This is a genomic window from Salinicola endophyticus (assembly GCF_003206575.1).
Classification (GTDB): domain Bacteria; phylum Pseudomonadota; class Gammaproteobacteria; order Pseudomonadales; family Halomonadaceae; genus Salinicola; species Salinicola endophyticus.
The window spans coordinates 1-24,623 of the sequence record NZ_PZJO01000005.1 but is presented as its reverse complement, the minus strand read 5'-3'; the positions used below and the strand labels follow the sequence as shown (position 1 = coordinate 24,623).

At 67.8% G+C, this 24,623-nt stretch carries 23 protein-coding genes and 1 tRNA gene; 13 read left to right on the top strand and 11 right to left on the bottom strand.

From position 1 onward, the window contains the following. Positions 1-246 precede the first annotated feature (246 nt). Both DOM66_RS12375 and DOM66_RS12370 read left to right on the top strand, forming a co-directional pair. Positions 247-921, top strand: coding sequence for an SOS response-associated peptidase (locus DOM66_RS12375; protein WP_110674746.1), 675 nt, complete (start codon positions 247-249; stop codon positions 919-921). A 268-nt stretch (positions 922-1,189) separates the two neighbouring features. Beyond that, positions 1,190-4,042, top strand: a complete 2,853-nt coding sequence (locus tag DOM66_RS12370) for an insulinase family protein (protein ID WP_110690351.1) — start codon at positions 1,190-1,192, stop codon at positions 4,040-4,042. 142 nt (positions 4,043-4,184) lie between these two features. Here the strand turns inward: DOM66_RS12370 and sbcB are convergent, their stop codons facing one another. From sbcB to minC, 4 genes are all read right to left on the bottom strand, one after another. Then, positions 4,185-5,648 carry an exodeoxyribonuclease I gene (sbcB, locus tag DOM66_RS12365; RefSeq protein WP_110674748.1) on the bottom strand — a complete coding sequence of 488 codons (1,464 nt, stop codon included), beginning with the start codon at positions 5,646-5,648 and terminating at the stop codon, positions 4,185-4,187. Positions 5,649-5,731: 83 nt separating this feature from the next. Then, positions 5,732-5,986, bottom strand: a complete 255-nt coding sequence (minE, locus tag DOM66_RS12360) for a cell division topological specificity factor MinE (RefSeq protein WP_035475350.1) — start codon at positions 5,984-5,986, stop codon at positions 5,732-5,734. Continuing rightward, positions 5,983-6,804, bottom strand: coding sequence for a septum site-determining protein MinD (gene minD / locus DOM66_RS12355; protein WP_110674749.1), 822 nt, complete (start codon positions 6,802-6,804; stop codon positions 5,983-5,985). The genes minE and minD overlap by 4 nt, the downstream gene beginning before the upstream one ends. Before the next feature lie 93 nt (positions 6,805-6,897). After that, positions 6,898-7,641 (bottom strand): septum site-determining protein MinC, encoded by a 744-nt coding sequence (gene minC / locus DOM66_RS12350; RefSeq protein WP_110674750.1) that lies wholly within the window; start codon positions 7,639-7,641, stop codon positions 6,898-6,900. Positions 7,642-7,949: 308 nt separating this feature from the next. Between minC and DOM66_RS12345 the strand changes: the two genes are divergently transcribed. Together DOM66_RS12345 and DOM66_RS12340 are read left to right on the top strand one after the other, a co-directional pair. Further along, complete coding sequence (locus DOM66_RS12345) at positions 7,950-10,643, top strand: DUF349 domain-containing protein (protein WP_245392429.1); 2,694 nt, start codon at positions 7,950-7,952, stop codon at positions 10,641-10,643. 28 nt (positions 10,644-10,671) lie between these two features. Then, positions 10,672-10,748 (top strand) — tRNA-Met (locus tag DOM66_RS12340). 220 nt (positions 10,749-10,968) lie between these two features. Here the strand turns inward: DOM66_RS12340 and DOM66_RS12335 are convergent. Beyond that, entirely contained in the window at positions 10,969-11,754 is a 786-nt protein-coding gene (locus DOM66_RS12335; RefSeq protein WP_110690349.1) for a DUF3750 domain-containing protein, read from the bottom strand. 103 nt (positions 11,755-11,857) lie between these two features. Between DOM66_RS12335 and DOM66_RS12330 the strand changes: the two genes are divergently transcribed. After that, on the top strand, positions 11,858-12,790 hold the full coding sequence (locus DOM66_RS12330) for a tetratricopeptide repeat protein (RefSeq protein ID WP_110690347.1): 933 nt from the start codon (positions 11,858-11,860) through the stop codon (positions 12,788-12,790). 112 nt (positions 12,791-12,902) lie between these two features. Here the strand turns inward: DOM66_RS12330 and DOM66_RS12325 are convergent, their stop codons facing one another. Continuing rightward, positions 12,903-14,051 (bottom strand): MalY/PatB family protein, encoded by a 1,149-nt coding sequence (locus tag DOM66_RS12325; RefSeq protein ID WP_110690345.1) that lies wholly within the window; start codon positions 14,049-14,051, stop codon positions 12,903-12,905. Between the two features lie 82 nt (positions 14,052-14,133). Here DOM66_RS12325 and DOM66_RS12320 point away from each other — a divergent pair, with 82 nt between their 5' ends. Next, a complete protein-coding gene (locus DOM66_RS12320; protein WP_110690342.1) occupies positions 14,134-14,583 on the top strand; it encodes a hypothetical protein in 450 nt (149 codons plus the stop codon). 26 nt (positions 14,584-14,609) lie between these two features. On the opposite strand, the gene DOM66_RS12315 is transcribed toward DOM66_RS12320, so the two are convergent. Beyond that, positions 14,610-14,906 carry a hypothetical protein gene (locus DOM66_RS12315; RefSeq protein ID WP_110674756.1) on the bottom strand — a complete coding sequence of 99 codons (297 nt, stop codon included), beginning with the start codon at positions 14,904-14,906 and terminating at the stop codon, positions 14,610-14,612. Between the two features lie 164 nt (positions 14,907-15,070). Between DOM66_RS12315 and ybaK the strand changes: the two genes are divergently transcribed. The 3 genes from ybaK (at position 15,071) to DOM66_RS12300 (ending at position 16,785) form a co-directional block, all read left to right on the top strand. After that, on the top strand, positions 15,071-15,541 hold the full coding sequence (ybaK, locus tag DOM66_RS12310; protein WP_110690340.1) for a Cys-tRNA(Pro) deacylase: 471 nt from the start codon (positions 15,071-15,073) through the stop codon (positions 15,539-15,541). A gap of 135 nt (positions 15,542-15,676) precedes the next feature. Further along, positions 15,677-16,198 carry a DUF501 domain-containing protein gene (locus DOM66_RS12305; protein WP_110674758.1) on the top strand — a complete coding sequence of 174 codons (522 nt, stop codon included), beginning with the start codon at positions 15,677-15,679 and terminating at the stop codon, positions 16,196-16,198. A 35-nt stretch (positions 16,199-16,233) separates the two neighbouring features. Beyond that, a complete protein-coding gene (locus DOM66_RS12300; RefSeq protein ID WP_157958798.1) occupies positions 16,234-16,785 on the top strand; it encodes an LOG family protein in 552 nt (183 codons plus the stop codon). A gap of 8 nt (positions 16,786-16,793) precedes the next feature. On the opposite strand, the gene DOM66_RS12295 is transcribed toward DOM66_RS12300, so the two are convergent. Next, a complete protein-coding gene (locus DOM66_RS12295; RefSeq protein ID WP_110690338.1) occupies positions 16,794-18,536 on the bottom strand; it encodes a lysophospholipid acyltransferase family protein in 1,743 nt (580 codons plus the stop codon). Between the two features lie 114 nt (positions 18,537-18,650). Between DOM66_RS12295 and DOM66_RS12290 the strand changes: the two genes are divergently transcribed. Next, a complete protein-coding gene (locus DOM66_RS12290; protein ID WP_110674760.1) occupies positions 18,651-19,616 on the top strand; it encodes an NAD(P)H-quinone oxidoreductase in 966 nt (321 codons plus the stop codon). Between the two features lie 99 nt (positions 19,617-19,715). On the opposite strand, the gene DOM66_RS12285 is transcribed toward DOM66_RS12290, so the two are convergent. Together DOM66_RS12285 and DOM66_RS12280 are read right to left on the bottom strand one after the other, a co-directional pair. After that, positions 19,716-20,213, bottom strand: a complete 498-nt coding sequence (locus DOM66_RS12285) for a hypothetical protein (RefSeq protein WP_232825155.1) — start codon at positions 20,211-20,213, stop codon at positions 19,716-19,718. Positions 20,214-20,334: 121 nt separating this feature from the next. Further along, entirely contained in the window at positions 20,335-20,850 is a 516-nt protein-coding gene (locus tag DOM66_RS12280) for a tetratricopeptide repeat protein (protein ID WP_110674762.1), read from the bottom strand. A 288-nt stretch (positions 20,851-21,138) separates the two neighbouring features. Here DOM66_RS12280 and DOM66_RS12275 point away from each other — a divergent pair, with 288 nt between their 5' ends. The 3 genes from DOM66_RS12275 to DOM66_RS12265 all read left to right on the top strand — a co-directional run bounded on the left by DOM66_RS12275 (position 21,139) and on the right by DOM66_RS12265 (position 24,038). Beyond that, positions 21,139-22,176, top strand: coding sequence for an NADP(H)-dependent aldo-keto reductase (locus DOM66_RS12275; protein WP_110690336.1), 1,038 nt, complete (start codon positions 21,139-21,141; stop codon positions 22,174-22,176). A 115-nt stretch (positions 22,177-22,291) separates the two neighbouring features. Then, complete coding sequence (gene yaaA / locus DOM66_RS12270; protein WP_110690335.1) at positions 22,292-23,074, top strand: peroxide stress protein YaaA; 783 nt, start codon at positions 22,292-22,294, stop codon at positions 23,072-23,074. 136 nt (positions 23,075-23,210) lie between these two features. Then, entirely contained in the window at positions 23,211-24,038 is an 828-nt protein-coding gene (locus tag DOM66_RS12265; RefSeq protein WP_110674765.1) for a Tim44 domain-containing protein, read from the top strand. 142 nt (positions 24,039-24,180) lie between these two features. Here DOM66_RS12265 and DOM66_RS12260 read toward each other — a convergent pair whose 3' ends face one another. Continuing rightward, positions 24,181-24,381: a hypothetical protein gene (locus tag DOM66_RS12260; protein ID WP_110674766.1), complete on the bottom strand. Its 201-nt coding sequence runs from the start codon at positions 24,379-24,381 to the stop codon at positions 24,181-24,183. Between the last annotated feature and the right edge of the window lie 242 nt (positions 24,382-24,623).

Below are 24,623 nucleotides of genomic sequence, written 5' to 3'. Positions count from 1 at the left end.
GTCGCTGTTACGCCCCGCCGGGTGCGGGAATGTTGTTGTCGATTTAAAATCGAACAGCGTTTCCCAGCATATCGGTAATCTCTGCAAACGCAAGCGTCCATACGGCTAACACATCGATTTCGCGAGGCTTTTGCCAGCGCCGTCGGCATCGCGACGAGGCCCCGCCAGGGCCGGCGTGCTAGACTCCGCCCAACGCTGGCAACGCCCTCGATTCAACGCACTCGATTCATCACCCCGGGAGAGATCATGGCCGGTCGCCTACATATCGACGACTGGACGCGCCATCCGTCGCTGGCGACGGTGGGCCACCTCCAGCGGCCGCGTCTGAGCCCCAACGTGGCACCGCGGCAGTGGACCTCCATCCTGCGCCGGGAAGCCGACAGCACGCGGCTGTGCGACGCTTTCTGGGGCCTGACGCCCGAGTGGCTGGAAGTGCTCGACAATGCCCCGCACTGCGCCCGTGCGGAATCGCTGGAGAGCCGCCCGATGTTCCGCGAGGCGTTCGCCACCCGGCGCTGCGTGGTCCCGGTGACCGGGGTCTTCGTGTGGCAGCAGAGCGTGCGCGGCAAGCAGCCCTATCTGGTGACCCAGACCGAGCGCGCGCCGCTGTTGCTGGCCGGCCTGTGGACCCGCTACCGCCAGGACCACGGCCCCGAGCGTGACTCCTTCGCCCTGATCACGGTGCCCACCTCGACCTTCCTCGGCGCGCTCACCGACCGCCTGCCGGCGATCATCCCCCTGGCAGCCCTGGACACCTGGCTGGCCGAGGCGACGTCGGCGGCCCAGGCGCGGGAGTGGCTGACCCCGGCGCCGCCGGAACTTCTAGGCGCCTTTCCGGTCTCCAAGCGGATCAACGATCCGGCTCGCCAGGATTGGGCGTGCGCCTATCCCACCGGCCCGATGCAGGTGTGGTCCGCCTAGCGCGCACGTGGTTGTTTGGCACATCGTGTTCGACTCATTTCCGATTGCACCCACTTAGGGAAACGCTGAATACATCGACGAGCGAGATGAAGCGCAAGGCGCATGGAACGCAGACTCGAAGCAACGCGTCGCACGAGACATAACATGGGGTTAGGCGAGTGTTCGACCGGGCTGGCGCACCACTACCCTGCAATACAGCGATTCGTTGGGGACGCCGAGTCCGCGCAAACCTTTTGTGAACACCCTCTTAGACAGACAGGGAGCATTCATGCCTCACCCCCGGATATCGCGCGCGTCCGCCTGCGCCTGGCTGGCCGGACTCGGCCTCATGACCCTGCTCGGCGTCTGCCAGGCCGCCGCGACGCCAACGCCCGAGACAGCCACCGCCGAGGCGCCGCCAGCGACCGGCGACGCGCCGATCCAGAGCCCCAACGACAGCCGCGCCTACCGCGCCTTCACCCTCGCCAACGGGCTCGAGGTGCTGCTGATCAGCGATCCCCAGGCCGACAAGGCGGCGGCGGCCATGGATGTCTCGGTGGGCAGCGACAACGACCCCGCCGACATGCCGGGGCTGGCGCACTTCCTCGAGCACATGCTGTTTCTGGGCACCGCGGGCTATCCTGACCCCGACGGCTACCAGAGCTTCATCCAGCGCAACGGCGGCTCGCACAACGCCTTCACCGCGGCCCAGGACACCAATTTCTATTTCGATGTCGACCCTCAGGCCTTCCCCGAGGCGCTGGATCGCTTCGCCCAGTTCTTCGTCTCGCCCCAGTTCAATCCGGACTACGTCGACCGTGAACGCCACGCGGTGAACTCGGAGTACCAGGCGCGCCGCGCCGACGATGCCCGCGGCATCGCCGAGGCGCTGGGCAAGGCGCTCAACCCCGAGCATCCGATCAACCACTTCTCGGTCGGCAACCTCGACACCCTCAACAGCGACCAGCGCCCGCTGCGCCAGGCGCTGGTCGACTTCTACCGTGCCCACTACGATGCCAACGTGATGCACCTGGCGGTGCTCGCCCCCGCCTCGCTGGACACGCTGGAACAGGAGGTGCGCAGCCGCTTCGCGGCGATCGCCGATCACGACCTCTCGCGCCCCGAGATCGACACCCCGCTGGCGCTGCCCGGCCAGCTGCCTGCGCGCCTGCGGGTCAAGACCCACGAGAGCCGTCAGCGCGTCGAGTTCCTGTTCCCGATCGCCGACCCCATCGACGATTATGCCGACAAGCCCGATGCCTACGTCGCCAACCTCCTCGGCCACGAGGGCGAGGGCAGCCTGCTCGCCGCGCTGCGTCGCCAGGGCTGGGCCGACGGGCTCTCCGCCGGCACCCGCGAGGCCGACGGCCGCCACGCCCTGTTCGACGTCTCGATCAGCCTCACCGCCGAAGGTGTCGCACATCTCGACCAGATCCAGGCCAGCCTGTTCGATCAGATCCAGCGTCTGCGTGACCAGGGCGTGGACGCATGGCGCTATCGCGAGCAGGCCGACCTGGCGCAGCAGTCGTTCCGTTTCCAGCAGCGCCAGGAGCCGATCCAGACGGTGAGCAACCTGGCCATGAGCCTCGCCTACTATCCCCTCGCCGACGTGCAGTATGCGCCCTATCGCATGGATCGCTTCGACCCTGCGGCCATCACCGCGCTGCTCGACCGGCTCACCCCGGACAACCTGCTGCGGGTCTATAGCGGCCCCGAGGTCGAGGGCGACCACACCACGCCCTACTTTGGCGCGCCCTATACCCTGACGCGGGTCTCGCAGTGGCCTGAGGCGCAACCCCTCGACGGCCTCGGGCTGCCCGAGCCCAATCCCTATATTGCCGACGACCTGAGCGTCGAGACCTTTCCCGCCGCCGCCCCCGAGCGCCTCGTCGACACCCCGAGTGTCGAGCTCTGGCACCAGGCGGACAGCGATTTCGGCGCCCCCCGGGTCGAGTGGCGCTTCAGTCTGCAGTCCCCGCAGGCCGCCAGCGATGCGCGCCATGCCGTGCTCACGCGGCTGTTGGCGGGCTGGCTCAACGATGGGCTCAACGAGCGCTTCTACCCCGCCTCGCTGGCGGGCCAGGAGTTCGTCGCCTATGCCCACGGCCGTGGCATCACCCTGGCCTTTTCCGGCTGGCGCGACCACCAGGCGCGTCTGATGCAGACCGTGATCGAGCAGCTCCAGCACGGCGAGATCAGCGCCGACAGCCTCGCCCGGGTCAAGCAGGGGCTGGCGCGCAGCTGGCGCAACGCGCCCCAGGATGCACTCTACCAGCAGATGCAGCGCACCCTGGGCGAGGCGCTGATGCGCCCGCAGATCAGCACCCGCAACATGCTCGCGGCGCTCGACGAGATCGACCTGCAGGATGTGCGCGACTATCGCACACGCTTCCTCAGCCAGATCTACCTGCAGGGCCTGGCGGTGGGTAACCTGGATGCCGAGCTGGCGCAACGCGAAGGCCTGCTGGTGGCCAACGCGCTGCAGCCGCGGCTGCACGCCGACGACATTCCGCCGCTCACCGCGCTCGAGGTCCCGGCCGATGCCCCGGTGCTGCATCCCAACACGGCCCGCGACGATTCGGCGGTATTGCGCTATCTCCAGGGCCCTGACCGCTCGCTGGCCAGCCAGGCGCGCCTGGCCGTGCTCGGTCAACTGATCGGCCCGCCCTTCTTCGCCCAGTTGCGCACCGACGAGCAGCTCGGCTATATCGTCAACGCCGGCTACGCACCGCTGCTCGATGCTCCCGGGCTGAGCCTGCTGGTGCAGTCCCCGAGTGCCGACAGCACCAAGATCGACGCGCGCATGGACGCCTTCCTGACACACTTCGATCAGCGCATCCGCGCGCTCGATGCGAGTGAGCTAGCGCCCTACCGCGAGGCAGTACGCCAACAGTTGCTGACCCGCGATCAGTCGCTGGAGGAGCGCGCCAACCGCCTGTGGCAGAACCTGGCCTACCCGGAGGTCGACTTCGAGCGTCGCCGCCATCTCGCCGCGGCGGTCGCCGAGGTCACCCCACAGGCGCTCGAGCAGGCGTGGCAGGCGCTGCGCCAGCATCCGGCCCTGCGCATCACCGCCGATCCCGGCGACCAGGCCAGCGACGTGGATGCGTTGACCCGCGGCTTCACCCCGCTGCCGCGCTGAGCGGCGACCCACCCACGACGACGCAGCGCCCCGGCCATGGCCGGGGCGCTGTGCATCGTGTGATGGTGATCGCTATCGTGCGGGCAGGCAGTACGCGGACGTCTTCATCGGCTGCTGCGACGATGGATGGCAGCGCCCGCCATCAATAAGCGTCGAAGGCCTGCTCCGGCATGATCGACTCGACGTACATCACCAGCTCTTCGAGCACCTGACGCTCGCGCGCGTCGAGCGCGGTCTGGTTGAGCCGTTCGATCTCACGCGCGAACTCCTTGAGGGTAAAGGCGCCGCTCTGCGGATCGTTCATCCGCGACCAGCGGAAGGCCTCCCACTGCGCCTTCTCCTCGCTCTCCAGCGTCTCTGGATAGCTGCGTGCACGCATGCGGAACAGCATCTCCTCCAGCCGCGGATCCTGGAAGGCGAAGCCGGTCTGGCCCAGCGCCTCCGGCGGCGTGGCGTGGACCCGCTCCATCGCCTGACGGTCATGCGGCGAGAAGAAACCGCCGGAGTAGAGCATCAGGTCGGGGTCTCGCGGCGGCTCGGCGGGCCCATCGGCAAAGGCCGCAGCCGCCTTGCTGGCGGCCTCCGGGTTCTGCAGCAGGGTCTGCCAGTGACGCTCGCACAGGGCGCGATCGATGCTCAGGCGCTCGGCCACCGTGGCGTCCACCGCGGCGATCGGCAGCAGCACCGGGCTGCGGTTGAGATGCACCACCTTGAGCGGAATGCGCGACTCGCCCTCGGCCAGTTCGCTCTCGCTGACGAACAGTCGCGCCTTGATCTCCTCCAGCGACAGCGACGCCAGCGGCGCCGGGTCCACCGCCAGATCGTAGACGATCACCCCGTTGGGATTGCTGGGATGCTTGGCCAGCGGCACCACCAGCGCGCTGCAGCCGCGGCTCGCCGGGTAGCGCCGCGACACGTGCAGCATCGGCTTGCGCGCCTCGACATCGAGCAGCGTCGCGACCCGGCGCTTGTCGCGCAGCGACAGCAGATGCTCGAAGAACTTGGGATTGGCCGCGCGCAGCCGTTGCGCCAGGGCGATGGTCGCGCGCACGTCGGCCAGCGCATCGTGGGCCCCGGCGTGCTCGATACCATTGGCGGCGGTGAGGTGCTCGAGCTTGAAACTGGGCGCGCCATCCTCGCGCTGCGGCCACTCGATGCCGTCCGGGCGCAGCGCGTAGAAGGCGCGCACCGCGTCGATCAGGTCCCAGCGCGAGTTGCCGTTCTGCCACTCGCGGGCGTAAGGGTCGAAGAGGTTGCGGTAGAACAGATGACGACTCACCTCGTCGTCGAAGCGCAGGCTGTTGTAGCCCAGCGAGCAGGTGCCCGGCACGCTCATCTCGGCCAGGATGCGTGCGGCGAATTCCGCCTCGGGCAGGCCCCGGCGCAGCGCCGCCTGGGGCGTGATGCCGGTGATCAGACAGGCCTGGGGGTGCGGCAGGTCGTCATCCGCGGGGCGCGCATAGAGGGTCAGCGGCTCGCCGATCGGATTGAAGTCGGCGTCGGTGCGAATGGCCGCGAACTGCGAGGCGCGGTGACGCCGGGGGTCGGCGCCGAAGGTCTCGTAGTCGTGCCACAGAAAAGTCAGTGCCGCCTTGGCCTTGGCCATACCGCTCTCCGCCTGCGCAAAAGCGCAAGCCTAGCACACGCCCGGGCGCGACTCATGCCCCCGGGGCGCGATTCGGTGGCGGCTCAATCGCGGTTGGGCAGGGTCACGTTGAGTTCGAGCACCGAGCAGTCGTTGTCGCTGTCGAGGCTGATGCTGATCGCATCCTGGTCGACCTGGACATAGCGCCGGATCACCTCCAGCAGCTCCTGCTCCAGCATCGGCATGTAGTCGGGCTGGCCGCGCTGGCCGCGCTGGTGCGCGACGATGATCTGCAGTCGCTCCTTGGCGACCGACGCGGACTTCTTGCGTTCACCCTTGAGAAAGTCGAGTAGTCTCACCGGCGGCCCCCTCCTCCGAACATGCGCGAGATCAGGCTCCGCTTCTGCGCCGCATGGAAACGCAGCGGCACCTCTTCACCCATCAGCCGCGCGACCGTGTCCAGATACGCCTGACCGGCGTCGCTGTTGTCGTCGTGGACCACCGGCACACCCTGGTTGGAGGCGCGCAGCACCGCTTCCGACTCGGGGATCAGGCCGATCAGCTCGATCGCCAGGATCTCGCGGATATCCTCCAGGTTGAGCATGTCGCCGTCGTCGACCCGGTTGGCGTTGTAGCGCGTGATCAGCAGGTGCTCCTTGACCGGCTCACGATTCTGCTCGGCGCGCCGCGACTTCGACGACAAGAGCCCGAGGATACGGTCGGAGTCGCGCACCGAGGAGACCTCGGGGTTGGTCACCACCACCGCCTCGTCGGCGAAGTACATCGCCAACTGGGCGCCACGCTCGATCCCCGCCGGGGAGTCGCAGATGATGTAGTCGAAATCCTCGGCGAGATCGTTGAGCACCTTCTCGACACCCTCGAGGGTCAGCGCATCCTTGTCGCGGGTCTGAGAGGCGGGAAGGATATGCAGGTTCTCGGTGCGCTTGTCGCGGATCAACGCCTGGTTGAGGCCCGCCTCGCCCTGGATGACATTGACCAGGTCATAGACCACGCGCCGCTCGCAACCCATGATCAGATCGAGGTTACGCAGCCCCACGTCGAAGTCGATGACCACGGTCTTGTTGCCGCGCAAGGCCAGTCCCGTGGCAATGGCCGCTGCGCTGGTCGTCTTGCCGACGCCACCCTTACCGGAGGTTACAACGATGATCTTGGCCAAGATGAACTTCCTGTTACCCGATAGATTGTTGATCACGCCCGCCCGCAGCGGGGAGACACCTTATCGTTTTCGGCGCCGCTCGGCCCTGCCGCTTCAGGTCAGGGCCGAGATGCGCAGCTGATCTTCCCTGAGCTGCACCTGGACGCTCGCCCCCAGCATGCGCGGGTCGATGTCCTCGAGACGCTTGTAGGTGCCCGCCACCGAGAGCAGCTCCGCATGCAGGTCATGGCAGAAGATGCCCGCCTCGCGATCACCATGGATACCTGCCAGGGCACGCCCGCGCAGCGGCCCGTAGACGTGCACGCTACCCGCGGCGAGCACCTCTGCCCCCGGATTGACCGCGCCGATCACCACCAGATCGCCCTCTGGCGCCGATACCTGCTGGCCCGAGCGGACCGTGCCGCGATGGATGCGCCCGCCGGTCTGCCCTCCCTCGGCAACCGGCAGCGGCAGCTCGGTCTCGACCTCCACCACCGGCTCGGCCGGGCTGGCCTCGACCGCCTTGGGGCGGCTCTCCTGCGGCGGAAACCAGCCCAGGCCAAGCGCCCAGGCGGACTGCTTGACGGGATCGGGACCGCCGCGCACCGCCACCGGCAGCAGCTTGTGTGCGCGGCACACGGCGCAGATACGTTCCAGCGCCAGGTGCGGCTCGTCGAGCCGCTCGACGCTGAGCACCACCGGCGTGTGCTGGAAGAAGGCGGGGGCCTGGCTGACCTTGCCGGCCAGCTGGGCGCGTACGCGCTCCGGGTCGCCGCTGGTCAACTCCATGACCGTCATGGGCAGCATGCCACCTTTGAACGTGAAGGCAGTCTCTGCCCGATCCCTGTTGAGACTCATGACCGAACTCCGCAGCGGGGAAATAGGGGTTACGCTATGCGAGGGCGTCTACCGCTGCAACCGATCATAAGGCCAGCTAGACCTTTTGTCAGGTGTCGCCGACGGCCGACGCCCATAGCCCAACACTCTTTTACCGCGGGCCGTCAAATGGTTAGATAGGCGGCTGCCGCCGATGCCACGCCGCCCGCCGCATCGGCCACCGCCAGCCCGTCGTTTTTCAGGATGCCAAACCTGCCATGCCAGGACTCTTTCAACGCCTACTGTCTCCCCGTCGGCGGCGCCCGCGTTGGGACCACCAGGACCCCAGCGTGCGCGCCCACGCCGCGCTGCAGCTCGATGCCGGCGACCACGCCGCGCTCAAGACGCTATCCCGAGACAGCGATGCCAGCGTACGTCAAGCCGCGCTGTCGCGCCTGAGCGATCCCGATACGCTGCTCGCGTGGCACCGGGAAGCCGCCTCGCCCGAATCGCTGGCGCGCCTGATCGATGTGATCGGCGGGCGCGAGATGCCCGCCCTCGACCTCTCCCGCCGCCTCACCCTGGTAGATAGCGTGGACGAGCACGCGCTGCTCGATGCGCTGGTCGAACAGGGCGACAACCAGACGCTACGGCTGACCGCCCTGGCCAGAATCGAGGATGAGACGCGGCTGATCCACCACGCCAGTGACAACGGTATCGCCGCTGTGCGCCTGGCGGCGGCCGAGCGGGTGTCGAGCCCGGCCGGGCTGAGCACCCTGGTCAAGCAGGCCAAGCGCGACAAGCAGGTGGCACGGCTGGCCCGTGAACGGCTGGCGCGTCAGCGCGCCGATGCCGAGCAGCAGGCCGCCGCCAGCGCCGAGCGTGAGCGGCTGCTGGAAGCCCTCGAAGCCCACGCCCACCGCCCCTGGGAGCCGACCTACGACACACGCCTGAAGCACTGGGTGAAGGCCTGGGAAGCCCTCGCCGACGGCGCCGGCCAGCCCCAGCACCAGCGTTTCGACATTGCCGTCGCGCGCTGCCGTCAGCGCATCGCCGAACACGAGCACCATCACCGCGAACTGGAACGGGTCAAGCGCGAGAAAGCTGCGGCCCAGGCTACCCGCGAGGGCATCCTCGAGGCCCTGGAACAGGCGCTCAATACCGTCAGCGCAAGTGAACCGCTGACCGCCGAAGCGATGGAAGCGCTGGCCTCGCGCTGGCAGCTGCAGAGCGAGCGCTGGCAGTCGGTCTCCGACGACTACGGCGTCAGTGATGCCTACGCTGCACGCCATGCCGAACTGGAGCACCGGGTACAGACGCTGTGGCAGGCGTGGGAGCGCCTGGCACAGCTCGACCTCGAGCTGCGCCAGGCGCTGGAACAGGGTGACGACACCACGCCGATCCTGGCCCGCCTCGACTGGCCGAAGACCCTCCCACCGACGGCACTGGTCGAAGATGCGCGGCGCCAGGCGGCGACCGCCGTCGCCCCCCAGGAGGCGGCGCGCGACAGCAGCGCGCCGGCGTGGGACGAACAGGTACTCGGCACCCAGCTCGACCAGCTCGAAGCCGAACTCGACAGTGGCCGCTACCGCCCCGCGGCGCAGATTCAGCGCCAGCTGCGCCAGCAGCTCGACGCCAGTAATGCCACGCTGCCCGCCGCACTCGAGCAGCGCTGGAAGCAACTCACCGCCAGGCTCGCCGAGCTGCGCGACTGGCGCGGCTTCGTCGCCGCGCCCAAGCGTGAAGAGCTGCTGACAGCGATCGAGGCGCTGGCCGAGGCGCACGAGCAGAGCGATGCCGAACGCCATCGCCGGCATCAACAGCTGATCCGCGAGTGGCGCCAACTCGGCGATGCCGCCGCCAACCGCGAGCTGGCGCAGCGCTTTCGCGCCGCCTCCGACGCCCTGCACACCCAGCTGGCTGCCTGGGAGAGCGAGCTCGCCAATCGCGAGCGCGACAATCTCGCGCGCCGTGAAGCACTCTGCGAGCAGTTGGAGACGCTGCTCGACAATCCCGCCGAGGATGCCGACCCCGACGCCCTGAGACGTATCCGAGATGCCGCCCAGGAGCAGTGGGATCAGCACTGGCCGGTGCCCAAGCGCCGCGCCGCTGCCCTGGGCCGGCGCTTCGCGCGGCTGCGCCAGCGCCTGCAGACGCTGATCGACGCCCGCGCCGGAGATAACGCCAGCCACAAGCGCGAACTGGTGGCCGAGGCCCAGCGCCTCGCCGAACAGGAGGGGCCGGCGCAGCAGCGCGCCGATCAGGCCAAGCAGCTGCAGCAGCGCTGGCGTGAGCTGGGCCGCGCACCCAAGGGGGTCGAGCAGACCCTGTGGCGCCAGTTCCGCAGCCACTGCGACACCATCTTCGCCGCGCGCGATGCGCTGCGCGGCGAGCAGCAGGCACGCCAGCAGCAGCGCTTCGATGCCATGCAGGCGCTGATCGACAAGCTCGATGCCTGGCAGCCGACCCACGCCGGCGAGCGCGACGTGCTGGATGCCGCCCTGGCGGAAGCTCAGCGCCTCTCGCCGCTGCCGCACAGCCGTCGTAGCGAGGGCATGGAGCGGCGCTGGCAGGGCATCGTGCATGCCCGCGAAGTGACCCTGGAGCGGCTCGAGCTGGTCGCTCAGGCGCGCACCTGGCCCGACTATCGCCGCTGGCTGGAACAGATGATCGCCGGCGAAGCGCTCGATCCCGAGCCGCCAGCCGCGCTGCGCCAGCGCCTGCAACAGCGGCAGATGCAGACACCACTGAGCGCAGACGACGCCGAAGAGGGGCTACAGCGCTGCCTGGTCCAGTTGAGCCTGCTCGCCGGCGAGCCGATCCCCGAGACCCTCGAGCCACTGCGTCTGGAGGTCCAGGTGGCACGCCTCAACGACGCCCTGGGGCGCCCGCCGACACCGCCGGAGGAGCTCGAGCAGACGCTGCTGCGGCTGTTCACCATCGCCCCGCTGGAGGCCTCGCTCTGGGCACGTTACGCCTCTTCGTTCGACGCCCTGTTGGGCAGGCTGAGTCGTGCAGGTCACGAAGGTGTTGACACGCGCTAAGACTTACGTATAATTCGCCCCACGTTGATGCGGGGTGGAGCAGTCTGGTAGCTCGTCGGGCTCATAACCCGAAGGTCGTCGGTTCAAATCCGGCCCCCGCTACCAAATTATTAGGCCGGTGCCTTTCGAGGCACCGGCCTTTTTTTGTGTCCACCTTCCCTGGCGGCCACCCTTCGGGACGTCGGCGGAGCCGACGTCAAAAACCGCTCCCGGCGGTTTTTTTGTGTCCTCGATTCCCGCGTCCTGGCTTTGATGTCCGAAATCCAGGTCGCACCCCTCTGGTGTCAGCCTCGATGTCAGCCCCTGGCGAGCCTCTTCGACGTCTTCACTCTTCTCCGCGCAGCGGTGGCTGGGCCATTCCCAGGCGTCCGATGCCGGGCAGCCGCAGTGCCGGCGGATCGAGATCGACACCGACGCCGAGCCCCAGCAGATTGAACTCGATCCCCTCCTCCCGCGCCGCGGTCACACCCAAAAGCCCACCCAGCGAGAGCTGATAGCCGGTATGCGACGGCGCCCGGGCCAGTATGCCGTCGAGCAGATAATCCTTGCCGATGGCGTTGGCCGGAAAATCCACCGTCAGTTCCGGCACCCGACGCACCACCCAGGCGACGAAGGTATTGCTGTTGGGCCCAGGCCAGATGCGATAGCGCCCGGCCTCGGGATAGGTCGGCACCAGTTGCTCGATGGTGGTGATGGCTCGCGCCGCCGGCGCCCCGCGCAGCTGTGCCAGCAGCTCGGGGGGATTGCCGTACCAGGCCCGGTCCGGCTGCGCCACGGCGACCTCCACCGTGGGCCGGCGCCAGCTCACCACCTGATAGACCCGATAGTGCGCGGCGTTCTCGGCCTTGGTCGCGATCCAGGTATGCACGCCGAAGGCACCCCGCCAGGCGAAGGCGCGCGCCGCATAGACCTGCACCAGCGCCGTCGGCGCGGTGGCGGGGTCCGGCGCCAGCCCGCTGACGCTGCGCGAGGCGCGCTGCCAGTCGCCGCGCCAGTCCACCTGCTGCGACAGCAGCAGCCAGACCGGCCCGAGCAGGAGACACAGGAGCAGCAACAGCCCGCCGCAGAGCAGTTTGAGAACGACGCGCAGGCTGCGGATGGCACTCGACATGAGACGCTCCCCCGTTCGAAATGGTCCGCCGGGGGTTGAATCACCGGCCGCTGACCCGCATAACACTCGCCAATCCCGTACCGCACATCAAGGGCACTTCTTCATGGCAATCGTCGATCCCCGAACAGGCCAACCGCTCACCAGCCCCGACGGCCAGGACAGCACCGCCGCGGCGCAAGCCCCGGCGGAGGACGTCATCGTCGACGTCACCCTGGACAACTTCCAGCAGGTGGTGCTGGAGGGCTCGATGCAGCGCCCGGTGCTGCTGCAGAGCTGGGCAGACTGGTGCGAGCCGTGCAAGAACCTCAAACCGATTCTGGAGAAGCTGGCGCACGAGTATGCCGGCGCCTTCGTGCTCGCCAAGCTCGATATCGAGGCCTATCCGCAGATCGCCTCGCAGCTGGGGGTGCGCTCGGTACCCGACGTCAAGCTGATCGCGCAAGGCCAGCTCTACGACCAGTTCCAGGGCGCGCTGCCGGAGAAGCAGGTGCGCGAGTGGCTGGGCAAGTATATCGAAGCACCGGCCGACGCCGCCGAGAGCCCTGAGGAGATGGCCCAGGCGGCACTCGCCAGCGGCGACACCCAGACCGCCCAGGCGATCTACCAGGAGCTGATCCAGCAGTATCCGGACTATCACGACTATCAGGTCGACCTCGCCGGCGTGCTGGTGGCTGCCGGCCAGAGCCAGGATGCCAAGCAGATACTCGACAATCTGCCGCCGGAGCACCGTGACTCACCCAAGGCGCGCGGCGTGCGTGCGCGTATCGAATTCGGCGAAGAGGCGCCGAGTGCAGCCGAGATCGAAGCCCTGGGCGAGCGCGAGGATAGCGAGGCGCGCTTCCAGCGGGCGCTGCGCGCGGTGGCCGACGGTGACTACGAACGTGCCCTGGAGGGCCTGCTGGCGCTGATGAAGGCCGACCGTGACTACGCCGACGACGCCGCTCGCAAGACCCTGCTGCGGGTCTTCGATGCCCTCGGCGCAGAACACCCGCTGACGGTCACCTACCGCCGCCGGCTGTTCGCCATGCTCTACTGAGCCACCGCTACCGAGCCTTTGCGCTGGCACGGCAACCTGCCCGCGCGCCCCATGCTGTCTCCCGCGACACCCGGCCTACGCCGGGTGTCGCGCGTCAGGGAGCTGACACGGGTCAGCCCAGGACCCGATCCAGTCGTGCCAATGCCGCTTCCAATGTCTCGCTCGGGGTGCCGAAGTTGAGCCGCACGAATCCCGGCCAGCCGAAGTCGGCGCCGTCGGAGAGCGCCACCCGCGCCTCCTCGAGCAGGCGCTGCTGGGGTGACTCGGCGAGCGCGCTGCCACGCAGATCCAGCCACGCCAGATAGGTCGACTGCGGCGGTGACAGCATCACCCCAGGCCAGCCGGCGACATGCCGCTCGAGTCGGGCCAGATTGTCGCGCAGTTGGGTGAGCAGCGCCTGGCGCCAGGCTTCACCCTCGGCGTAGGCGACCTCGGCGGCGTGCAGCCCGAGCACGTTGACGCCCGGCAGCAGGCCCGCGGCGGTACGCTGGAAGCGTTCGCGCAGAGTGTCATCGGCGATCACCGCGCAGGCCGCCGAGAGCCCGGCGGTGTTGAAGGTCTTGGAGGGCGCCCAGAGGGTGATCAACCGCTCGGCGAGCTCGGGGCACAGCAGACCCAGCGGCTGGTGCGGCCGCTCCGGATCGAGGATCAGGTCGCAGTGCAGCTCGTCGGAGACCACGATCAGCGCGTGCCGCCGCGCCAGCTCGGCCAATCCACGCAGCTCGTCGACATCCCACACCCGCCCGGTGGGGTTGTGCGGATGACACCACAGCAGCACCCGGGTATTGGGCCGAATGGCCGCCTCCATGGCATCCAGATCGAGCCGCCAGTCGCCATCAGGAGTGGCTGGCGGGTCCAGCTCGAAGGTCTGCGCTTCGCGCCCGGTATGGCGCGCCACGCTCAGGAACGGCGGATAGATCGGCGTCGCCGTGAGCACGCCCTCACCGGGCTCGCTGAACGCCAGCGCCGCCAGGTGCAGCGCCGGCACCACGCCCGGCACCCAGCACTGCCAGGCGGCGTCGATCTGCCAGCCGTAGTGGCTCTCGCTCCAGCGGCAGAGGGTGTCGCGCAGCGCCGGCGTGGCATCGGCATAGCCGAATACGCCGTGGTCGACACGTTGCTTCAGCGCCTCGATCACCGCAGGCGGCGAATGGAAGTCCATGTCGGCGACCCACAGCGGCAGCACATTCTCGGCGTACTGCTGCCATTTCTTGGTCGGGTACTGCCGTCGATCGATCGGCGTGGCAAAATCGAAACTCACGGTAACGTTCTCATCCGGTTGATGATTGTCGGCCAGCCGTCGTCTTCTCAGGGAGACGCCGGCTGGCAGTGAAGGAGCGCCAATGACAGATACTCTCTGCCGCGACAGTGCCGCACGTCCGTTCTACACACGGGTGATCGCGGGCAGCTCGGCGCTGGTCGGCCACTGGCTGCTGCTGGGGCAGGCCGACCCCGACCGCCTGGCGATGATTCTGGCCGATACCGCGCGCCTGGCCAAACTTGGCGATCCCGACGGCACGCCGGACGGTGCCACCCTGACCGCCTGGAGCGGCGATGCCGCACCGCCGCGCTGGGCCGCACGCACGGCGCTGTTCCTGCTGGTGCAGATGCCCGCCAGGCCCACGCCGCGGGACACCGACGAGGCCTGCGCCTGGGCCTACTGCTGGTTGCGCAACCGCGACTTCCCCTCGCTGGAAGCGGCCCGCGACGCGCTGCCGGCGCACTTGCAGGCGCCACTGCACGAGGTGCTGGAGGACGCGTGGCAGGACCACCACGGCCAGCGCCTGATCTGAGGCTCATGGCACCAGCGTCGCTGCGCTCAGCGCTTGGGCACGAAACCGTCCGACTTGTCCGCCAGCCAGGTGACGAAAGCGCGGATATCGGGGTGGGACATCAGCGCCTCACGGCTGGCGTAGTGGTCCGCCAGCTCGCGTTCGCTGAGCATGCGATGGAGATGCGAGTGGCACGGCCGACAGATCCAGAGCACGCGGGTCTGCATCTGCTCGCGCCCGTAACGCTTGCGGTAGCGCGGCTTGCGGTGCAGCGCGCGGGGAATCAGATGGTGGCGGGTCAGCGGCGCCCGGCGTCCGCACAGACCACAGCGGTCATGGCTCATCGGTTGGCGTTCACGCGATGCTTGAAGAGGGCGGCCCGCGCCGGCCGCGTCTCTCTCCAGATTAGGGGGGAGGCCCGTGGCACGCCAGTGTCGTTGCCACGCGTCTCGCTTGCCGTTGACTCGTTTTCCATCACCCCGTTTCTCTTGCATCAGGAGTACTGCGCATGACACCGGCCGTCCGTCTGCTCGAATCCCGCGGCGTCGCCCATCGGGTCACCGCCTACTCGGTCGAGACCGCCTCGGAGAGCTACGGTCTGGACGCCGCCCGCGCCCTGGCGCTGCCACCGGCGACGATCTTCAAGACGCTGCTGGCGCGGCTCGACGACGGGCGCCTGGTGGTCGCCCTGGTGCCCGTCGATGCCAGCCTCGACCTCAAGGCGCTGGCCAAGGCCGCAGGTGCGCGCAAGGCGCAGATGGCCACCCCGGCCGAGGCCGAGCGTGCCACCGGCTATCTGGTCGGCGGCATCAGCCCGCTGGGACAGAAGCGCCGTCTGGCGAGCTTCATCGACGACAGCGCCCTCGCCCTCGACGAGATCCACGTCAGCGCCGGCAAGCGCGGGCTGGAGCTGTCACTGGCCCCCCGTGACCTGATCACGCTGCTGGAAGCCACGCCAGTGGCGCTGGCACGGCACTGAGACGTCACCGGCCCGGGGATGGTCGATTGCCCGGCCCCACCCGGGCCGACTATCATGCGCGCTCTCCGCAGTCATGCGCGCTCCCGGCGATAACGCGCCGCCACCGCTGCCACACGCTCACACGGGATATCCAGCATGGTGATTCGCACCGATCAGACTCCGACCGAGGCCCAGCTGGCGATCATCGCCGAACAGCTCGGCCGCCCGCCGCGCGGGCTCGAAGCGGTCGCCGCCACCGATAGCCAGGGGCGCCCGCTGGTCCTGCGCATGGCGCCGATCGTCGACGACGCGCCCTTCCCCACGCTCTACTGGCTCTCCTGCGAACGCCTCAAGGTCGTGCTCTCGCGGCTCGAGGCGAGCGGCGTGATCAAGGAGCTGGAGGCACGCCTGCAGCAGGACCCGGCATGGCTTTCCAGTTACCACGCCAGCCATGCCGACTATGTTGCCCAGCGCTGGTCCTACATGAGTGACGCCCAGCGCGAGGAGATCGAGCGCCGCGGCTTCGCGCCGCTGATGCGCGAGCGTGGCGTCGGCGGGATCACCAACTGGGATCAGGTGCGCTGCCTGCACACCCAGTACGCCCACCACCTGTGCGGTGACAACGCCATCGGACGCTGGCTCGACGCGACCTACGACGTCGCCGCCACCATCCCCTGACGGCCGTCTCACCCGATCGCTGAAGGAGCGACAACGTGCATATCTGTGTCTATCTGGGTTCCCGCGAGGGCAAGCATCCGCAGTTCGCCGCCGCGACCGAGGCGCTTGGCCGGGCCATTGCCGCCCGCGGCTGGGGGCTGGTCTACGGCGGGGCGCGCAACGGTCTGATGGGGCGGCTGGCCGATGCCTGCCTCGCCGCCGGAGGAGAGGTGATCGGGGTCATGCCCGAGCATCTGGTCCAGCGCGAGGTGTCGCACCAGGGCCTGACGCGGCTGATTCGCGTCGCCAACATGCACGAACGCAAGGCGACCATGGCCGCCCACGCCGATGCCTTCGTCGCCCTGCCCGGCGGTATCGGTACGCTGGAGGAGCTGTTCGAGATCTGGACCTGGCGCTATCTGCAACTGCACCACAAACCGGTGGGCGTGCTCGACGTGGGCGGTTTCTACACCGGGCTGCTGAATTTCCTCGATACCACCGTGGAGCACGGTTTCCTGGACGCCAGCACCCGCCGCGAGCTGATCGCCGACACGGATATCGAGCAGTTGCTGGACCGGCTGGCGGCGGATCGCGATCCGGCCGCCTGACCTCCGGCTCAGTCCGCGCTCAGCGCCGGCGTCACCGCGTCGGCGCCGACATAGCGGCGCCGCTTGTCGGGCCTGAGCCGGGTGACGTCGACCACCACCAGGCCATCCACGCAGAAGCCGAAATCGGTATCCACGCCGAACCCCAGAAAGCGTACTGCCCCGGGTTCGGCGACCTCGCAGTACTGCTTGTAGAGCACCGGCACGCTCACCCCCATCGCCTCCAGCTGCTCGCGCAGGCGGCGGAAGTCCTCGTCACGATCGCCGCCGTCGAACAGCCGCTCCGCCTCCAGTCGCCCGGCGTCGGAGAGCACGAACGGAGCCCGCGGACGCACGCCCTCCTCGGGGTCACCGTAGTAGTGGCGATAGTAGCTGATCACCAGCTCACGGGCGCGCAGCGGCAGCGCGGCCGATAGCGAGACGGGGCCGAACAGCCAGCGCACCTGCGGATGGTGACGCAGATAGGCGCCCAGCCCCTGCCACAGATAGTCCAGGCTGCGGCGCCCCCAGTAGCGCGGCTGGACGAAGCTGCGGCCGAGCTCGAGCCCGTGACGCAGCTCGTCCCAGGGTGCCGTCTCGAGGTGGAACAGGGTCGCGGCGTAGAAGCCGCTGGGGCCGTGGGCGTCGAGAATCGCCCCCGCCTCGCCCAGGCGATAGGCGCCGGCGATCTCCAGATCACGATCGTCCCACACCAGCAGGTGGCGGTAGTAGTCGTCGAAGGCGTCGAGATCGCGCCGCCGGCCGGTGCCCTCGCCGACCCGGCGGAAGGCGATCTCGCGCAGCCGACCGATCTCGCGCAGCACCACCCCGTGGGGCGGCCCCTCGACCAATAGAATCTGCTTGCCATCCTTGGTCTCGCCCAGCCTGCGCGCCTCACGCAGCGCTTCACGCAGCGCCTGCCGGCTCTCCGGATGGGCGATCGCCGCCTCGCCGCGGAACAGCCCCTTGCGCCCCTGCCCCAGCCGGTAGACGTGCTTACGCAGCAGCTTGAGCGTCGCCTCCGAGCGCAGGCCGCCGCGGGCCAGTTGCTCCAGCGGCAGCAGGTCACCGATGCGCACGCGGAGCTGGCGATCGCGCTGGCGGAACATCTCGTGCGGCAGCAGCAGGGTCCCGATCTCGTCGCGCACTGCCGCCAGGGCGTAGAACAGCCAGGAGTTGCGTCCGCCCACATGCAGCGGCAGCAGTGGCGCGTTGGTGCGTCGCGCCAGATGGAGGACCCCGGCCTGCCAGCGGCGGTCGCGAATACCCCGCGGCCCGGCCCGAGAGACCTCACCGGCGGGAAACACGATCACCGCTTCCTCGCGATCCAGCGCCGCCTCGATCGCGGCCAGACTGCGCCGATAGCCGCGCCGGTTCAGGTTGTCCAGTGGCAGCAGACAGGGCGCCAGCGGCTCGATCTGGGCCAGGATCGAGCTCGCCACGATTCGTACGTCACTGCGCACATCGGCCACCAGGCGCAGCAGCGCCAGCCCATCGAGCGCGCCCAGCGGGTGGTTGGCGACGATCAGCACGCGTCCGAACACCGGGATATTCTCACGCTCCCGCGAGGAGACGGCGTAACCGAGACGGAAGTAGTCGAGTACCTGCTCGACGAAGGCCAGGCCACGGGTCTCGCGGTGGCGTGTCAGGAAGTCGTTGATCTCACGCTCGTGGATCAGGCGACGCATCAGCGCCGTGGTGCAGTGCCGCAACCAGCCAGGCAGGCGACGAAAGCCGCCGAGGTGTCGTTCGAGCAGCGTGCCGGTGTCGATCATGAGCCATCCCCTCTCTCACTTGGGAGGCTGCCAGCATGGCGCTGACATATGACAACGGCGTGGCCATCGCCGGGCTGCTAGAGTGTGGTGATCACGTCATGGAGGAGCACACCGATGCACGCGATCGCCATCGAATCGCAGCGCCTGGTCTGGCGCGAACATGAAGCACCCGGCCCGGTAGGGGCTGGAGAGGTGCGTATCGAGGTGGCCTGGGCCGGGGTCAACCGCGCCGATCTGATGCAGCGCGCCGGCAAGTACCCGCCGCCGCCGGGCGCCCCGGACATTCCCGGGCTGGAGGTCAGCGGCACCATCGTCGAGGTCGGGCCCAGGGTCGAACGCTTCCGCCGCGGCGACGCGGTCTGCGCGCTGCTGGCCGGCGGCGGCTATGCCGAGCAGGTGGTGGTGGACGAGGCACAGGTGTTGCCGATTCCCGCCAATCTGGGCCTGCGTGAGGCGGCGGCACTGCCGGAGGTATTCGCCACCGCCTGGCTCAATCTCTACATGGAAGGCGCAGCCCAGACCGGCCAGCGGATCCTGCTGCATGCCGCTGCGAGCGGGGTGGGCACCGCGGCGATCCAGCTCTGCCGCGCCTTCGGCAACCCCTGTTTCGTCACCGCGGGGAGTCAGGAGAAGCTAGACGCCTGCAGTCGCCTGGGCGCCGACGCCGGCTGGAATCGTCACGACGGCAGCTTCGTGGAAGCGGTCAAGGCCTGGGGCGGTGCCGACATGATCCTCGACCCGGTCGGTGGCGATTACGTGGAGCAGGATCTGGCGGTGCTGAACGCCGATGGCCGGCTGGTGCTGATCGGACTGATGGGCGGCATGGACGCGAAGCTCGATCTCGGACGCATGCTGATGAAGCGCCAGCGCGTGATCGGCTCGACCCTGCGCTCGCGTTCACCCAAGGCCAAGGGAGCGATTCTGGACGCCCTGCACGCCCAGGTGTGGCCCAAGCTCGCGAGCGGTGAGATCAAGCCCTTGATCGCCGAGAGCTGGCCGATCCAGGAAGCGGATAGCGCTCTCCAGCATCTCGATGACAACGCCAATATCGGCAAGGTACTGCTGCGGGTCAGCGCTTAGGCCGGGTTTGACAAGGAGTCATGCCTGAAAAGGCGTCATGTCTGAAAGGTACGGCGTTCGCCCAGACGCGAACCCGGCCCCACCGCGCCGCCGGGTGGCTCACTCGGCGGCGAGTCTGAGGGTCTCGCTGTAGGTCAATTGAAGCAGCCTGGCATCGTCTCCCGCGCGGTGGCGACGAATGTCGTAGTCGTGCACTACCTGCTCCTTGGTCTCGCGCCAGAGCATCATCTGCGCCTCGGAGAGCAGCCGGCGCAGCGCCTCCAGGCGGAAGCGCGGCAGCATGCCGGCCTGGTCGAAGAGCAGCGCCAGCCAGGTGTTGTCGTAACCCCAGCTGTCGCTGTAGGCAACGCCGATCTCGGCCAGCTCGTCATTGAGCCAGCGCGCCACCTCGACTGCCGGATAGCCCTCACGGATCAGCCGCGCCCGCGAGATGCCATGCAGCAGCTCGGCCTTGGCGTCCCAGTGGGTCCAGGTGTCCGCGGGTTGAATCAGGAAAGCACAGCGCGTGCCGTCGGCCCTGGCCAGGCCAACCTCGATGGGGTAGCTGCCACGGCCAAAGCCCGAAGCTTCGATGTCTAAAAGGACAGGCAGCGACACGGGGTGGACTCCCTCTTCATGATGCCGTCGCATCTGGCGACGCCGGTGTGGCGTCATCATGACAGTGTTGGCGCGGGAGTTCACCCCGACCGGACGCGGCACCGGCAGGCGCCGCCGGGGGTCAATGCGTCAGCGGCGCGGCCTGCGGCGCTTCGAGCAGAGTCTGGCCGGCGAGATGATCGGCATATTGGGCCCAGGCCTCGGCCCGTGCCGGATCCTGCGCCAGCCCCAGCTCACCGCCGAGATACGCCTGCGCCAGCCGCTCGGCAGCCTGGTGATGGCCGTTCTCGCCGGCCCGCGCATACCAGGTCACCGCGTGGTGTTCGTTGGGCTGGTACTGATTGCAGCCGTATTCGTAGAGACATCCGGCCTGGAACTGAGCGTGGCTGTCGCCCTCCTGCGCGGCCTGCAGCACATAGCGTGCGCCGGTGGACTTGTCCTGGGGCGAGACGCCGCGCGCCAGCAACACGCGACCGTAGAGCGAACGCGCCGGCAGATGGCCGGCATCGGCACAGCGCTTGAACCACTTGAGCATCAGCCGCTGCTTGCCGGGTGAGCGGGTCATCCAGCGCGTGTGGCACAGTCCGGAGGCGAGACGAAACTCGAAGCGCGTCAGGAAAGAGAACGTCTGTGGCATAACTGACAGTGACCTTGATGACGAAGACCGTTAGCGGCTCGGTAAACCTGTCGATCTGGACGCATCTTTGTTCTGCGACAACACGGTTGTTAACGACGTCGGAATCGACTTGCTGCAGGCCTGCCCGGGGGGTGCCAGGCGGCGAAAGGCCGCAAGCATACGCCTCCCCGATGGCCGACTCAACCCCCGCCGACAGGGTGGCGTTTGCCGCCCCCGAAAGGCCCCAGTAACATACGATTTTCAGTCGTCTTTTCGGCCCTCGTCCGAGGGCCCTGATGGGAGCGCAACATGCAACGACGCCCACTCGGCAAGACCGATATGCAGGTCTCGCGCCTGTGCCTCGGCACCATGACCTTCGGCGAGCAGAACAGCGAGCAGGAGGCCCACCAGCAGCTCGATCGCGCCATCGATGCCGGGATCAACTTCATCGATACCGCGGAGATGTACCCGGTACCGCCCAAGGCGGAGACCCAGGGACGCACCGAAGCCTATATCGGCAGCTGGCTCCAGCAGCGCGGTCGACGTGACGACCTGATCATCGCCAGTAAGGCCGCCGGCGCCGGCCGCGGCATGGAGCATCTGCGTGGTGGCCCGCGCCATACCCGCGAGCAGATTCATCAGGCACTCGATGCCAGCCTGGCGCGCCTGCAGACTGACTATCTAGACCTTTATCAGCTGCACTGGCCCGATCGCCACGTCAACTGCTTCGGGCAGCTAGGCTATGTGCCGGGTGACGACAGCGAGGCCACTCCGCTGGAGGAGACCCTGGGGGCGCTCAAGGAGGCACTCGACGCCGGCAAGATTCGCGCCGTGGGGCTCTCCAACGACACCCCCTGGGGTGTGATGCGCTGCCTCCACCTCGCCGATACCCTGGGGCTGCCGCGCGTTGCCAGCGTGCAGAATCCCTACAATCTGCTCAACCGCAGCTTCGAGGTCGGCCTGTCCGAAATCTCCCATCGCGAAGCGGTCGGCCTGCTGGCCTATTCACCGCTGGCCTTCGGCGTGCTCTCGGGCAAGTACCTGGATGGACAACGCCCGGCCGATGGCCGCCTGACGCTGTTCGAGCGCTTCTCGCGCTACACCTCCGATATTGCAAAGGAGGCGACCCAAGCCTACGTCGAGATCGCCCGCCGCCACGCCCTCGACCCGGCGCAGATGGCGCTGGCCTTCGTCACCGCGCAGCCCTTCGTCACCAGCAATATCATCGGCGCCACCACGCTGACCCAGCTGGAGTCCAATCTCGCCAGTGATCAGCTGACGCTCTCTGCCGAGGTCATGGAGGAGATCGAAGCGGTGCACCGTCGGATCTCCAACCCCTGCCCCTGAATGCTCACCGGGGCGCTGACGCGGATCGTACTTGGGCGGATATACAGTTCAGTGCGGCCCGCGTCGCCCCCGTCATCGCCTCGGCGACCCTGCCGCTCGACAAGGAACCTATGCCATGCTCAGCATCATCTCTCCGGCCAAGACGCTGGATTTCGAGACCCCGGCGACCACCAGCGAGGTCACGCGCCCCGACTATCTCGAGCAGAGCCGCGAGCTCATCGAGATTCTCCGCGGCTACTCGCCCCAGCAGCTCTCCGAGCTGATGGGCATCAGCGACAAGCTGGCCGGGCTCAATGCAGCACGCTACGCCGAGTGGCAGACGCCATTCACCCCGGACAACGCCAAGCCTGCCGCCCAGGCGTTCCAGGGCGATGTCTACGTGGGTCTGGAAGCGGCCAGCTTCAGCGCCGCCGACAACGCCTTCGCCCAGTCGCATCTGCGCATCCTCTCCGGCCTCTACGGGCTGCTGCGACCGCTGGATCTGATTCAGCCCTATCGCCTGGAGATGGGTATCCGACTCGAGAATCCGGCCGGCAGGGATCTCTACACCTATTGGCGTGATCGGCTGACCCGCGACCTCGACGCGGCGATCGCCGAGAGCGGCAGCGCCACCCTGGTCAACCTCGCCTCCAACGAGTACAGCAAGGCGATCGATCTCAAGCGGCTCGCGGCGGATGTCGTCTCGCCGGTGTTCAAGGATGAGAAGAGCGGTCAGTTCAAGATCATCAGCTTCTATGCCAAGAAGGCGCGTGGCCTGATGGCCGCCTGGCTGATTCGCGAACGCGTCGACTCACCCGCCGCGCTGACCGACTTCGATGTCGCCGGCTATCGCTATGCGGCCGAGGAATCCAAGCCGGGCCAGCCGGTCTTCCTGCGCCGCGAGCAGGATCGCGATTGAGTCGACGCTTCACCCCGGATGCAGCATCCGTTCAGCTCCCATTCATGCAATGTTGAGACAATAGGGGCAGTGACCGGGCCTCCAGGCTTTGTCTGAAAAGTCGACGAGATCCGCTTTCCCCCTCAGGAGATATGCCATGCGCAACCTCTTCATCATGCTGCTGGTCGGCATGCTCGGCATGACAGCCGCCGTGGAACACGCCGAGGCCAAGCGCTTCGGCGGCGCCAAGAGCTTCGGCTCCTACTCGCGCTCGGCCCAGCAGCCAGCCACCGCCCCCGCCCGTGGTAGCGCCACGACGCCGCCACGACAGCCGAGCCCGGGGCTGTCGCGCTTCGCAGGCCCCCTGGCCGGCCTGCTCGCCGGCGGCCTGCTCGCCTCGCTCTTCTTCGGCGGCGCCTTCGACGGCATTCGTATGCTCGATCTGCTGCTGATCGCCGTGGTGCTGTTCATCGCCTTCCGCTTCCTGGCGGCGCGGCGACGGCACGCCCATGCCAATGCCGGTGAGGGTCACGCTGCCCAGCGCGACGCGCATACGGCGCAGCCGATGCCTTTCTCCACCGGCGGATCGACCGGCGGTGCAGGTATCGCCAGCGAGCCGGCGTGGTTCGATCGCGAACGTTTCCTGGCGGGTGCCAAGGAGCACTTCATGACCCTGCAGCGGGCCTGGGACAACAACGATCTGGAGCGCATCCAGGAGTACGTGACGCCCGAGCTCTACAACCTGCTCAAGGCGGAGCGCATGGCGCAGCCGGCCAACAACCGCACCGAGATCGTGCGCCTGTTCGTCGAGCTGGGCAGCGTGCAGGAACTCCAGGGCGATGCCGAAGCCACGGTACTGTTCCACGGCGTGCTGGAGGAGAACGGCGAAGAGACCGAGTTCAACGAAACCTGGCACCTCAAGCGCGCGCTGCGTGATGGTGCTCCCTGGTATGTTCAGGGTATCGAACAGAACGCCGCCGTCTAACGACACCGATTCTGCACAACACAAAACCGGGCCCTGGGGCCCGGTTTTTTATTTACCGCTTTTTTGCTCACCACCATGTCAGCGCTTTATGACAATCAGGGGTGCTTTCCTGTTTTCTCGACTTCAGCGCTGACGCGTGACGTCAATTCTTGGCGTCTTCCGCCTTGTCCTGGATGTTTTCACCGGTGTTTTCCACTGCCTGCCCGGCGTCATCCATCGCATTGTCCACTGATTCACCCGCTTTTTCGGCCGGACCATCATCGTTGTCGCAGGCTACGACGCCGAACGCCATCATGCCCAGCATCATCGCCATGGCCATCTTTTTCAGTAGATCAGAACGCATATCAACACTCCTTTGGATACGACTCCATGTATGACCCTCACAAGATAGTCGCTAACGTCTGCCTCATCCAGCATGAGGAGACGCCTTCCCCATTTCCTCCGCGATAAGCGAAAAGATGCAGATCACTGTCGGCAAATGGCGTCAGCGCCGATTCTGGTGGGATCGGGTCAAACACGATCCGGCCAGCACCAGCCAACTATCCACAGGCGGTCGCCACCAAATCTCGATAACAGGGGTGGGGA